Origin of the sequence: Pseudomonas sp. B21-051 (assembly GCF_024748795.1) — a bacterium.
GTDB lineage: Bacteria > Pseudomonadota > Gammaproteobacteria > Pseudomonadales > Pseudomonadaceae > Aquipseudomonas > Aquipseudomonas putida_A.
In genome coordinates this window covers 3058081-3070891 of record NZ_CP087166.1, presented here as the reverse complement: position 1 = coordinate 3070891, position 12811 = coordinate 3058081, and the positions used below count along the sequence as shown (strand labels likewise).

11 protein-coding genes are annotated in these 12811 nt (G+C 61.2%); all 11 read right to left on the bottom strand.

Annotated features, from left to right (window positions below; genetic code table 11):
- Window positions 1-143: 143 nt before the first annotated feature.
- The 11 genes from LOY52_RS13670 to arnB all read right to left on the bottom strand — a co-directional run bounded on the left by LOY52_RS13670 (window position 144) and on the right by arnB (window position 12479).
- On the bottom strand, window positions 144-1322 hold the full coding sequence (locus tag LOY52_RS13670) for an MFS transporter (RefSeq protein WP_258674324.1): 1179 nt from the start codon (window positions 1320-1322) through the stop codon (window positions 144-146).
- A 142-nt stretch (window positions 1323-1464) separates the two neighbouring features.
- On the bottom strand, window positions 1465-1983 hold the full coding sequence (locus tag LOY52_RS13665; protein WP_258674323.1) for a GNAT family N-acetyltransferase: 519 nt from the start codon (window positions 1981-1983) through the stop codon (window positions 1465-1467).
- Window positions 1984-2062: 79 nt separating this feature from the next.
- Complete coding sequence (locus LOY52_RS13660; protein WP_258674322.1) at window positions 2063-3661, bottom strand: glycosyltransferase family 39 protein; 1599 nt, start codon at window positions 3659-3661, stop codon at window positions 2063-2065.
- On the bottom strand, window positions 3658-5037 hold the full coding sequence (locus tag LOY52_RS13655) for a UDP-glucose dehydrogenase family protein (protein ID WP_408980398.1): 1380 nt from the start codon (window positions 5035-5037) through the stop codon (window positions 3658-3660). Before LOY52_RS13655 ends, LOY52_RS13660 begins: the two co-directional genes overlap by 4 nt.
- Window positions 5034-5447 (bottom strand): 4-amino-4-deoxy-L-arabinose-phosphoundecaprenol flippase subunit ArnF, encoded by a 414-nt coding sequence (arnF, locus tag LOY52_RS13650; protein WP_223007468.1) that lies wholly within the window; start codon window positions 5445-5447, stop codon window positions 5034-5036. Before arnF ends, LOY52_RS13655 begins: the two co-directional genes overlap by 4 nt.
- Window positions 5444-5788 carry a 4-amino-4-deoxy-L-arabinose-phosphoundecaprenol flippase subunit ArnE gene (gene arnE, locus LOY52_RS13645; RefSeq protein WP_183785026.1) on the bottom strand — a complete coding sequence of 115 codons (345 nt, stop codon included), beginning with the start codon at window positions 5786-5788 and terminating at the stop codon, window positions 5444-5446. The genes arnF and arnE overlap by 4 nt, the downstream gene beginning before the upstream one ends.
- Entirely contained in the window at window positions 5785-7434 is a 1650-nt protein-coding gene (arnT, locus tag LOY52_RS13640; RefSeq protein WP_258674321.1) for a lipid IV(A) 4-amino-4-deoxy-L-arabinosyltransferase, read from the bottom strand. The genes arnE and arnT overlap by 4 nt, the downstream gene beginning before the upstream one ends.
- Complete coding sequence (arnD, locus tag LOY52_RS13635) at window positions 7431-8315, bottom strand: 4-deoxy-4-formamido-L-arabinose-phosphoundecaprenol deformylase (RefSeq protein ID WP_258674320.1); 885 nt, start codon at window positions 8313-8315, stop codon at window positions 7431-7433. The genes arnT and arnD overlap by 4 nt, the downstream gene beginning before the upstream one ends.
- A complete protein-coding gene (arnA, locus tag LOY52_RS13630; RefSeq protein ID WP_097089734.1) occupies window positions 8315-10306 on the bottom strand; it encodes a bifunctional UDP-4-amino-4-deoxy-L-arabinose formyltransferase/UDP-glucuronic acid oxidase ArnA in 1992 nt (663 codons plus the stop codon). The genes arnD and arnA overlap by 1 nt, the downstream gene beginning before the upstream one ends.
- Window positions 10303-11334: an undecaprenyl-phosphate 4-deoxy-4-formamido-L-arabinose transferase gene (gene arnC / locus LOY52_RS13625; RefSeq protein ID WP_258674319.1), complete on the bottom strand. Its 1032-nt coding sequence runs from the start codon at window positions 11332-11334 to the stop codon at window positions 10303-10305. The genes arnA and arnC overlap by 4 nt, the downstream gene beginning before the upstream one ends.
- Entirely contained in the window at window positions 11331-12479 is a 1149-nt protein-coding gene (arnB, locus tag LOY52_RS13620; protein ID WP_258674318.1) for a UDP-4-amino-4-deoxy-L-arabinose aminotransferase, read from the bottom strand. Before arnB ends, arnC begins: the two co-directional genes overlap by 4 nt.
- Window positions 12480-12811: the final 332 nt, after the last annotated feature.

Here is a 12811-nt window from a genome sequence, read left to right as displayed (position 1 = left end):
CCTTGCAGTAAATTCGGGGCAAAAAAAAGGACTTGTCCGTTTCGGAAAGTCCTCGAAGCGTTCCAACTATTGGGGGAGGAACGCGCACAGTGTGCCGTGCAAAGTCGATGCTGACAAATTCATATAAATGCTGCTTCAGTGCATTATTTTTGAATTGTCGCCACTCGTCTTCCACTGACAAAACACAGATACCCGCCCAGCCCCGCCAGAGCGCTCAAGGCGTAGAACATGCTCGGCGCCGGCGTGTGCATCAACAGAAACCCGCACATCACCGGACTCAGCGCGCCGCCCAGTGCCGCGAGGTTCTGCGCGCCGTAGTAACTGCCGCGCAGCTCTTCCGGCGCGAGGGTGTCGACGAAGAGGAAATCCGCCGGGTAAATGATCATCTCGCCGAGGGTGAAGATGAACATCGCTACGCACCAGCCAACCAGACTGTCGGCCATGCTGAAACCGATCAGGCCGACGATGAACAACGCGGTGCCGCCAGCAATCCAGAACCGCAGGTGCTCACGCTTGAGGAAGCGCCCGATCTGGTATTGCAGCAGGATCACCGTGATCGCGTTGCAGGCAAGCAGGGCGGCCATGGTGTCGAGTGTCTGCTCCTGCGTGTGGGTCACCAGCAGATATTGCGACAGGTACAGGGTGAAGCGCCCGTGAACCAGGGTGCTGAGCAAGCAGCCGAGGGTGAACAGGATCATCGTGCGGTCGTTTTTCAGGATGATCAGGGTGTTCAGGAAACTCTGTGGTGGGCTGGCCTGCGACAGCGGACTGTCCTCGCGGGACACGCCCAGCAGCAGGAAAACGCTGCCAGCGGCAATCAGCCCCGCGACGATAAACGGCGCTGAAGGCTGAACCCCAGCAATTACCACGCCGATCATCGGGCCGACGGCGTAGCCAATGTTGGTCAGCGTGTAGTTCAGCGAAAACGCCTTGACCCGCTGGCCGACCGGCAGGTTTTCACTGAGCATCGCTTTGGAACAGATCAGGAACAGCGCCGACGCCGTTTCACTGATGATCAGCACCAGCGTGACCAGGTACAGATTCTGCGCGAAGGTCAGCAGCATCAGGCCGACACCGCTGGAGAGCATGGTAAGGATCAACAGTTGACGCTTGTCGAGTCGATCGATGATGTAGCCGCCGTACAGCGATAACAGCGTGGCACTGAACACCGCGATGCCCAACAGCAGACCGACGTCCTGCGGGTTGAGGCCCAGTTTGTTGCTGAGGAACAGGGTCAGCAGCGGACTGATCAGGGCACGGCTGATGACGATGCTCAGCGAAGTGATCATCAGTCGGCGGATCAGGCGGGAGTAGGTGGCCACGGCAGTGCAAATGTCCTTATTTTCATGATGAGAAACCGTGTGGGAGCGAGCCTGCTCGCGAATACCGAGTGTCAGGCGCCAACGCAGTTGACTGACCGGACGCTATCGCGAGCAGGCTCGCTCCTACAAGGGATTTGTCCTGTCAGGGCAATATCAGGCGCATGGCGCAGCGTCGTTCGGCGGCAAAACCATGCTCGACTTCTTTCTGCAAAGCGTCGAGCAAATGCGCTTCATGTTCACCCGGTGCGATCACGACAAACCCCATGCGCTGATAAAACGGCGCATTCCACGGCACGTCGCGAAACGTGGTCAGGGTCACCGCGCGCATTTGCTCACGGCGGGCATGTTCGATCGCGATCAACACCAGTCGACGACCCACGCCTTGCCCCTGAAACCCCAGGCTGACCGAAAGTTCCTCAATGTGCAGCAGGTTGTCGAAATCCCGTGCGCGGATAAACCCTGCGAGCTGCGCCGAGGTGTTTTCGGCGACCCAAACGTGGGCGTTGTCGATGGCTTGACAGTGTTGCGCGACGCTGGCCACGTCGGTGTCGGCAAGCCAGGCGAGGCTCGGATCTGTGCGAAACAGCTCGGCGGCCGAGCGTTCAATGGCGGGGAGGGCGGCGGCATCACTCGGCCGCGCCCGGCGTACAACAAAACTCATGGTAAAAATCCCTGTAGGAGCTGCCGCAGGCTGCGATCTTTTTCCTGAAAGCGCAAAAGATCCCAGCCTCAGGCAATTCCTACAAGGGCTTCAGATACAACAGCACGTATTCGTTCTTGTCGAAACTGCCCGTCAGCACCGGTTGCAGACCCGCCAGCGAGGTGCCCTGCAGCGATTGCAAGTCCTTGCTGTCCATCATCAACCACGCCGGCCCCTTGAGCGCTTCGAGTTGCTGCACCGTTTCGGTGAACTGCGGTTGCAGGTCCTGCTCGACGTTGACCATGAACTTGATCGCCTTGGCGTCTTTGCCCATGCCGTGCAGCACCAGCGGGGCCGGGTTCTGCTGCACCTGCGCGAATGCAGCACGACTGAACGCCTGCGTGTCGTATAGACGTCGCTCCACCGGTTCGAACACCGCGGCATATACCGTCCACAAGGCCAGGACCGAGCACAGCGCCAACACTTCGGCACGCCGGCGCGGGATCAACAGGCGCGACAGTGCGAGCAATTGCAGAACGCCGAGTACGATCAGCACCAGAATGATGCCGTCGAGTTGCTCGGGAAAGCGGCGTTTGGCGACCAGCAGGGCCACCATCAACAGCCCCGGCGTCAACAGCCAGATGCCTTGAATTACCCCACGCAATACGCGGAACACTCGCCCGTGCAGCACCTGGAACGGGTACGCCGCGATGATCGCCGCCATCGGCAACATCGGCAGCAGGTAACGCGCCTTCTTCGCCTGTGGAATCGACAGACCGACCATGACGATCAGCCCGGCGGCCGCACAGTATTGCACCAGACGCAAGGCCGGCCCGCGCTGATGCGGTTTGCTCAGCGAGGTCGCGGCCAACGCCAATATCGCTAGCGGATAGGCCAGTGCGTAGTTGCCCAGAGAGCTGGTGAAGTAATACAGCGAACCGCTGACGCCTTCACTGCCGTCCATGCGCCCCATGAACTGCATGCGGATCACGTCCTGCAGGAAGGTTTCGCCACCACTGAGTCTGGCCAGCCACAGCAGCAGGCCGACGCACGCTGCGAGTAACACAGAAGCGATCACGCCGAACACGAAGAGGCGTTTCCACTCACGGTTGAGCAAGTAGTAACTGCAGAGCATGCCGGTCGGCACCACCAGGCCGATAGGCCCGCGAATCCCGAAGCCCAGCACCAACAGGCCAAAGATCAGCGGCCAGCGCCGGCGTGAGCCGAAGTGGTCGTGCGCGTAGCCCAGGTAAAACACCGACAGCGCCACGGCGGCGAGCATCAGGTCTTGCGACACCGCGCGCACTTCGGTGACAAAGGTGCTGGTGAGCATCAGCAGCGCAATGCTGATCAGCGCCCAGCGCTGCGAATGCACCGCCAGCAAGCGATACATCAACGTCACGATCACACCGCCGGCAATCGCGCTCGGCAGCCATGCCGTCAGGGTGTTGACCGCGCCGAAGGGCAAAGACAACAACCAGATGAACAGCGTCGAGAGGGCTGAATAGTCGGCGTAAGGTTGACCGTAAGTGGTCGGGAATACGGTCGGCCCGTGTCTCAGCATTTCCTGGGCAAACAGTACGAACCGTGAATCGAAGCCAATGGGAGCCTGTCCGTAAACCCCGGCGATGAACAGCAACAGCGCCAGCAGCCCTGCGAACAGAGACTGCCGGCGGATGACAGGCGACAACGTGATCAAGCGACGTCCGCTTTGTCAGACCATTGCTGCAGCGGTATCGGCAGTTTGCGCGAATCGCCCCGGCCGATCGGGAAGTACTTGAAGCCGTTACGCGCCAGACGCTCGGCGTCGTACAGGTTGCGGCCGTCGAATATCACCGGGGCTTTCAGGCGTTGCTCGATCAGGTCGAAGTCCGGCGCCTTGAACTGCTGCCATTCGGTGCAGATGATCAGCGCATCGGAACCCGCCAGCACCGATTCCGGGGTGCCCATTAGCATCAGTTTTTCTTCGTTCGGGTACAGATGCTGGGTTTCCTGCATGGCTTCCGGGTCGAACGCGCGCACGCTGGCGCCGGCGGCGAACAGCGAGTCGAGCAGCACGCGGCTCGGTGCGTCGCGCATGTCGTCGGTATTCGGCTTGAACGCCAGGCCCCACAGGGCAAAGGTCCTGCCGCGCAGGTCACCCTTGTAGAACGCGTTGATACGGTCGAACAGCTTGTGCTTCTGCCGCTCGTTGATCGCCTCGACCGCTTGCAGCAGGTCGCTGGAGCAATGTGCCTGTTCGGCACTGTGGATCAGCGCGCGCATGTCTTTGGGGAAGCACGAGCCGCCATAACCGCAGCCCGGGTAGATGAAGTGGTAACCGATGCGCGTGTCGGCGCCGATGCCCTGACGGACCGACTCGATGTCGGCGCCCAGGTGTTCGGCCAGTTCGGCGATCTGGTTGATGAAGCTGATCTTGGTCGCCAGCATGCAGTTGGCGGCGTATTTGGTCAGCTCGGCGCTGCGCAGGTCCATGAACATGATGCGGTCATGGTTGCGGTTGAACGGCGAGTACAGGTCGCGCATCACATCTTGCACTTCGTCACCTTCGCAGCCGATGACGATGCGGTCCGGACGACGGCAGTCGGACACCGCCGAACCTTCCTTGAGGAATTCCGGGTTGGAGACGATATCGAACTGCAGCTCACGACCGGCCTCGTCCAGTGCGGCCTGAATGTGCGCACGCAGGGTGTCGCCGGTACCGACCGGCACGGTGGATTTCTCCACCAGGATCAGCGGCTGCTCACGGTGGCGCGCCACGGCGTCGCCCACCGACAGCACGTATTTCAGGTCCGCCGAGCCGTCTTCGCTGGAGGGCGTACCCACGGCGATGAACGCCACGCGACCGTGTTGTACGGCGAGCTTTTCATCCGAGGTGAAATGCAGGCGGCCGGAGTCCAGGCCTTCGCGCACCAGGCTCGACAGGCCCGGTTCAAAAATGCTGACGTGCCCCTGGCGCAGCAGTTCGACTTTCTTCTGATCGATGTCCATGCACACGACGTCGTGACCGACTTCGGCCAACACGGCGGCCTGCACCAGGCCGACATAACCGCTACCAAATACTGTGATTTTCATGGAGCACTCCTGAATTCGGGCGCACGAGACGGACGAGTGTTAATAGTGATGACCCCGAGCATGACCAGTGCCACGCCCAGCGATTTAGTGAAACTGAACGATTCGTTGAACAGCGGCAGACTGGCCGCCAGCAGGTACACCAGTGCATAGCTGATGCTCAGCAGCGAATAGGCCCGCCCCAGCGGTAGATCGCGCAAGGCTGCGAGCCAGCAGAGCATCGACAGGGCGTAGGCGAAAATCGCCGCTACAACCACCGCCAGCGCCGACAGATCGACGCTGCCGGCGCTCAGCGCCGTCAGCCATTGTTCCGGTTGCGGCAGGCGCGTCATGCTCCAGCGCATGCCCAGTTGAGCACCACTGACCAGCATTACGCTGCCCAGAGCAAAACCGATTCCACGAGCCTGGTTCATGACTGTTGCCCCAGCAAAACCACGCCGCCGATCACCAGCGCCACACCCAGCCAATGCTGACGGTCGATGGGCTCACGAAAGACGAAGCGGGCGATAAGGGTGATCAGCACGAAGTTGAGGCTGAGCATCGGGTAAGCGATGCCCACTTCAAGACGTTGTAGCACCAGCAGCCAGACCAGCAGCCCGCTGCCCAGAGAAAACAGCGCCAGCCACAACCACGGCGAGCGCAGTTTGGCGGCCCACGACGAATCAACGCCGCGCCAGCTCTCCACGGCGAATTTCTGCGCAACTTGCCCCAGGCACGTCAGCAGACACGCTGTCAGTAACAGCAACCAGCTCATGTCGGATCCTTGGGTAGCACCATGATCACCAGATTGCCCGACTCATAACGGGTACCGTCCTTGGGCAGCAGGTCCAGCTCTTCGAGCTCGTCCTGACCCTTGACGCGCATCAGCACGCCGACCGAGCCGCTGCGGCGCGCTTCACGTACCCATTGTTGAACGTTGTCCTTGGTGAGTCGGCGTTCAGCGCCTTCCGGGTAGGACAGACCGTATTTGAGTTCGCCGACCGTGTTGTACAGCGCGACCTCTGGTTGTTTCATGCGCCAGGCCAGCGCTGCCGCCGCGCCCAGATCATTGCTCAGCAGGTGCGTGGTGCCGGACAGTTCGGTGACGTGGTGCCGGATGAACTGGTCCGGGGTTTTGTTGGCCACCACCGATTTGGGCAACGCCGCCGGCAGGATCCCCGCCAGCAACAGGCTGCCCAGCGCCGGCGCCGCCCAGCACTGCAACGGCAGGAACGCTTGCGCCAGGTTGGCGATGATCCAGCCGATCAGGGCGATGAACACCAGCACCATGCTGTGCAGTTCGTGGTCGTACACCGGTTTGTTCAATTGCAGGTAAACCAGTGCGATCAGCGTGACCACACCCAGCAGCAGGTTCAGCAGACCGTTGATCCCCAACGCCCGACCTTGTTCCAGACGCAAGCGATCAGCCAGCGCATTGCCCAGCAGCAGTGCCAATGGCAGCAGGCAGGGCAGAATGTAGGTCGGCAGTTTGCCGTTGCTCAGGCTGAAAAAGCCCAGCGGCAACCACAGCCACAACAGCAGGAAAACCATGTTCGGCTCGGCCCGGGTTTGCCAGGCCTGCTTGAACGCGGTCGGCAACAGACCGACCCACGGCAGACTGAATGCCACCAGCAGCGGCAAGTAGAACCACCACGGTGCATCGTGCTGCGCATCGTCACCGGCAAAGCGCCGGATGTGTTCGTGCCAGAAGAAGAACCGCCAGTAATCCGGTTCCTGTGCGTGTACCGCCAGCGCCCACGGCAAGCTGACGATGATCGCGATGGCGATCGCCACCGGACCGAACATCAGCAGTTCGCGCCAGCGTTTTTGCCAGAGCATCCACGGTAATGCGATCAGTACCGGCAGCAACCAGGCGAGAAAGCCCTTGGTCATGAAACCCATGCCGCAGGCCAGACCCAGCACCGCCCAGGCGCCAAGCCGTTGCCCGGTGCTGCGGCTGTCGAGCGCAAACCACAGCGCCACCAGGCTCAGGTTGACCCAGAAGGTGAATTGCGGATCGAGGTTGGCGTACCCGGCCTGACCGGCGACGACGGTGAAGCTCATATAGAGCAGGGCGCAGACGAAGCTCTTGCGCGGATCGTTCCATAGCCTGCGCGCGACCAGATAGGCCAGCAGCACACTCAACGCCGTGCTGAGGGCCGAGGCGAAGCGCACGCCGAACAGGTTTTGTCCGAACAACTCCTGGCCGATGGCGATCATCCAGTAGCCGGCAATCGGCTTCTCGAAATACCGCAGCCCCATGAAATGCGGCGACACCCAGTTGCCACTGAGCAGCATGTCCTGGCTGATCTGTGCGTAACGGGTTTCGTCGGGGATCCACAGGCCATGGGTGCTCAACGGCAACAGATAGGCCAGCAGACAGAGGCCGACCAACAGCGGCAGTGCCCAGCGTCTGGTCATGCGCCTTGCACTCCCAGCCAGCCTTCACGGCCTTCGAGCACACCGCGTTGCACGCGGCCCACGGGCAGGGTGTTGAAGAACTCGGGCAACAAGTCGCCCAAGGGTTTGAAGTCAATGTGGCGCTGGCGTGCATCGGCCAGCAACTGGCGAAAATCCTGAGCCATCAGAATCCCTTCTACTTCGGCATGAATGGTGTAGACGTTGAGTGCTTGCGACTGGAACCGGTCGAGGATGAAGGCGTTGAAGTCCTTGGCTGCCACGTGCGGGCCGACGACTTCGTCGAAGGTCGGCAGGTCCACCGGAATCTGCGGAGTCCCCGGCGTGCCGTCCGCCAACAGCGGACGGAACAGGCTCTGACCGCGGCAATCGCTGTTATAGCGAAAGCCGAAGGTCTGCTTGGCCTCGATCACGCGCTCGTCCGCACGCCAACCGGCGGCGGCCGAACACTGGATCTTTTCGCCGAGGATGTCGCTCAAGGTGTCGACGCCGCGCCGGATCTGTTCGATCAGTTGCGCGTCGCTCCAGCGCCCGGCGTTGGCCTGCCAGCCATGGTGATCCCAGGCGTGCAGGCCGACCTCGTGACCGGCGTCCCGGGCCTGACGCATCAGGTGCCCGAGATCACGGCCAATCGGTTTGCCGGGCCAGGCTGTACCGGCCAGCAAAATGTCCCAGCCGTACAGCCCGGCAGCGTTGGAACGCAGCATTTTCCAGAGGAACTGCGGGCGGATCAGGCGCCACAGATGTCGACCCATGTTGTCCGGGCCGACACTGAAGAAAAACGTTGCCTTGACCTGCGCCTCGTCGAGCATCTCCAGCAGCCGCGGCACACCTTCTCGGGTGCCACGGTAGGTGTCGACATCGATACGAAGACCTGCCTGCATTACTTCTTGTCCGCGATTTCGAGCATGGCTTCACGCAGGAAGAAGTCCAGGGTGTTGCCGATGGTCTCGCGCATTTCCACGGTCGGCTCCCAGTTCAACAGGCGCTTGGCGTTGGCAATGCTTGGCTTGCGGTGTTCCACGTCCTGGTAACCGGCACCGTAGAACGCCTTGCTTTCCACGTCGCGGAAACCGGCGAACGGAGGGAAGTTGTGACGCAGCGGGTGCGCTTCGAACTGACGCAGCAGCTCTTCGCCCAGTTGACGGATGCTGGCCTCGTTGTCCGGGTTGCCGATGTTGATGATCTGGCCGTTGCAGACGTCGTTGTCGTTGTCGATGATCCGCGCCAGGGCTTCAACGCCGTCAGCGATATCAGTGAAGCAACGCTTCTGCTCGCCACCGTCGAACAGACGGATCGGCGTGCCTTCCACCAGGTTGAGGATCAACTGGGTGATGGCACGTGAGCTGCCGATACGCGCTGAATCCAGACGGTCCAGACGCGGGCCCATCCAGTTGAACGGACGGAACAGGGTGAAGTTCAGGCCCTTGGCGCCGTAAGCCCAGATCACGCGGTCCAGCAGTTGCTTGGAGACCGAGTAGATCCAGCGCTGCTTGTTGATCGGGCCGACGATCAGGTTCGAGCTGTCTTCGTCGAAGTTCTTGTCCTGGCACATGCCATAGACTTCCGAAGTCGACGGGAAGATCACGCGCTTGTTGTACTTGACGCAGTAGCGAACCAGTTTCAGGTTCTCTTCGAAGTCCAGTTCGAATACGCGCAGCGGGTTGCGGGTGTATTCGATCGGGGTGGCGATGGCCACCAGCGGCAGGACCACGTCGCACTTCTTGATGTGGTACTCGATCCACTCGGAGTGAATGCTGATGTCGCCTTCAACAAAGTGGAAGTTCGGGTGGCTGCGCAGACGGTCGATGGCGTCGGAGCCGATGTCCAGACCGTAGACTTCGTAGCGGTCGTCACGCAGCAGGCGTTCTGACAGGTGGTTACCGATGAAGCCGTTGACACCGAGGATCAGTACGCGGGTACGACGTGGCGCACGACCGGATTCGGCACCGCGCAGCAGCGAGCCATCCACCAGACCCAGTTCGTTGGCCAGTTGCGGGCCGCTGAGGTACAGACCGTTGTCGTTGCGCTGACCGGCGTTGATCACCAGCGAGTCCTGACCGCAGGCAATGCGCAGCGGATCGACGCTAATCACGCGGCCTGGCGCCTGGCCTTCGTTGCCCTTGACGACTTCGGCGCTCCAGACAATCAGTTTGTGCTCGCCCACGGCGCAGAACGCGCCCGGGTAAGGACGGGTGACGGCGCGCACCAGGTTGAACAGTTCTTCCGCCGGTTTGGCCCAGACCAGTTTGCCGTCCGCCGGGGTGCGACGACCGAACACGGTGGCTTTCGATTCGTCCTGTGGGGTTTCAGTGATCTTGCCTTGCAGCATGTTCGGCAGGGTGTCGCGCAGCAGGTCGCTGGCGGCGGTGCGCAGTTTGGCGTGCAGGGTCAGGCCGGTGTCGCTGCGCTCGATGGCAACGCGCTGCTGGGCAACGATGGCGCCGGCATCAGCGCGCTTGACCATGCGGTGCAGGGTAACGCCGGTTTCGGTTTCGCCGTTGACCAGCACCCAGTTCGCCGGAGCGCGGCCGCGATAGCGTGGCAGCAGCGAACCGTGCAGATTGAACGCGCCTTTTTTGGCCAGGGCCAGCAGTGGTTCGCTCAGCAGGTTGCGGTAGTAGAAGGAGAAAATGTACTCCGGGTCCAGCTTGGCGATGCGCTCGATCCACAGGGGGTGGTTGGCGTCTTCCGGCGCGTGCACCGGGATGCCTTTGTTGGCGCACAGTTGTGCAACCGAGGCATAGAACGCGTTTTCTTTCGGATCATCGGCGTGAGTGAACACTGCTGCAATGTCGTAGCCGCTGTTGAGCAGGGCTTCAATGCCGGCGCAGCCAATATCGTGGTAGGCGAAGACAACAGTTTTTGCACTCATGAGAGAACCTGATCGGAAGTGGAAGAAGTAGCGGTAGAAGAAAGACCATCAACGGTGACGGCAGGGGCCGGAGCGGCCGGCTGGCTGCGCAACACCTTTTCGATGAAGAAACGCGGACGGGCGCGTACATCGCTGTACATGCGGCCCAGGTATTCACCCAGCAGCCCCATGCCGATGAATTGGCCACCGGTGAACACAAACAGCACGGCGAACAGCACGAACATGCCGTCACCGGCCCAACCGGCACCGAAGGCCAGACGCAAGACAATCAACGCCATCGCGAACAGCACGCCCAATCCGGCCATGGCGAAGCCGACGATGCTGAGCAAGCGCAGCGGCGTGGTGGTCATGCAGGTGACCAGATCGAACATCAGGTTGATCAGGCGCATCGGGCTGTATTTCGAGTCGCCGTGTTCACGCTCGGCGTGGGCCACGACGATTTCGGTGGTGTGACGGGCGAAGCTGTTGGCCAGGATCGGGATGAACGTGCTGCGTTCGCGGCAGGCGAGCATCGCGTCGATGATGGTGCGGCGGTAGGCGCGCAGCATGCAGCCGTAGTCGCTCATGGCGACGCCGGTGGAGCGTTGCACGGCCAGGTTGATCAGCTTCGAAGGATAACGGCGCAGCGCCGAATCCTGACGATTGCCGCGCACGGTGCCGACCACGTCGTAACCTTTTTCGGCTTCGGCCACCAGTCGAGGGATTTCTTCTGGCGGGTTCTGCAGGTCGGCGTCGAGGGTGATCACCACGTCGCCCTTGCACTGCTCGAAACCGGCCATGATCGCGGCGTGCTGGCCATAGTTGCGGTTGAGGATGACCGCCACGAACGGGCTGTTTTCACGTCCGGCGGCTTCTTCAAGCATGTTGGCCGACTCGTCGCGGCTGCCGTCGTCGACCAGCACGATTTCGAAGTCGTGATGCAACTGGCGGCAGGCCGCTTCGGTACGACGCAACAGCTCGGGCAGGCTTTCCTGTTCGTTGTAGACCGGGATGACGATCGACACGCTACGGATTGGATAAGGTTTCACAGGCGTTTTTCCATGATTTGAGCGATGGCACCGACCACCCGGTCAAGGTCTTGACCGGTCATGTCGGGGAACAGCGGAATCGAGCACAGCCGCGCCGAGTTCCATTCGGTGTTGGGCAGGTACAGGTCCGGGTCACGCTGGCGATACCAGGTGTGCAGGTGGGTGGCGATGAAATGGATCCCGGTGCCGATGCCCTGATCCTGCAACGCCTTCATGAAGGCTTCACGATCCATGCCGCAACGCTCGCTGTCGATGCGCAGGATGAACAGGTGCCAGGCGTGTTGCTGGGCATAGGCGGGCACGGCCAGCGGTTGCACCGGCAGGCCTTCGAATTTTTGCAGGTAGCTGGTGGCCAGTTCGGTGCGCCGGGCGTTGATTTCGTCCAGACGTTGCAGCTGCACCAGGGCAATCGCGGCGTTGATGTCGGCCAGGTTGTACTTGAAGCCCGGTTCCATCACTTGCGCCTGCGGCTTGCGGCCACCGGTCAGACGGTCATAGGCGTCAACGCCCAGGCCGTGGAATTTGAGCATGCGCACGCGGCTGGCGAGCGCTTCGTCGTCGGTGACGAACATCGCGCCTTCGGCACAGGTCATGTTCTTGATCGCATGGAACGAGAAGATCGCCGTGCCTTGCGAACCGACGTGGCGGCCCTTGTAGCGGGTCCCGGCGGCGTGGGCGGCGTCTTCGATGACCGGGATGCCGTGCTTGTCGGCCAGGGCATACAGCGGATCGAGATCGAACGCAGCGCCGGCGTAGTGCACCGGAATGATCGCCTTGGTCCGCGGGGTGATGGCCGCTTCGATGCGCGCAGCGTCGGTCATCAGCGTATCGCGGTCGACGTCGACGAACACCGGTTTGGCACCCAGCAGAGAGATCATGTTGGCGGTCGAAACCCAGGTCTGCGACGGGGTGATGACTTCGTCGCCCGGGCCGATGCCCAGCGCCAGCAGCGTGATGTGCATGCCGCCGGTGGCCGAAGACAAGGCCACCGCGTGTTTGCAACCCACGTACTGCGCAAACTGCTCTTCGAGTGCCTGGTTTTTCGGCCCCGTGGTGATCCAGCCCGAGCGCAACACCTGCTCGACAGCGGCAATTTCCTCATCGCCAATACTTGGGCGGGAGAAGGGGAGAAACGCCTGACTCATGGGCACCTCATTACAAAAAAATAAAGGATGGATTCACGCGGTTATTGGATCCAGCCTCAGCGTAGACACAGAAAAGCGCTCCTGCATCAATAACTTGGCAAAAAAAGCATGACGTCGGGGATTGATTGACTTTTCACGATTTGCCCGGCAGGTTGGGGCATAGCCACTACCGAACCTATGGGAATTAAGGTTATGCCGGTTTTTGTGAAAGGAACATGAAAAACCGGTTGGCGAATCGTTTATCTGTCACTTATACAGCCGCTGTTCAGGCTTCTGCCGTCCATCGCAGTTTTTTGTCGGACAGTGCCGCTCAAGTACCTTCTTTACTTCAA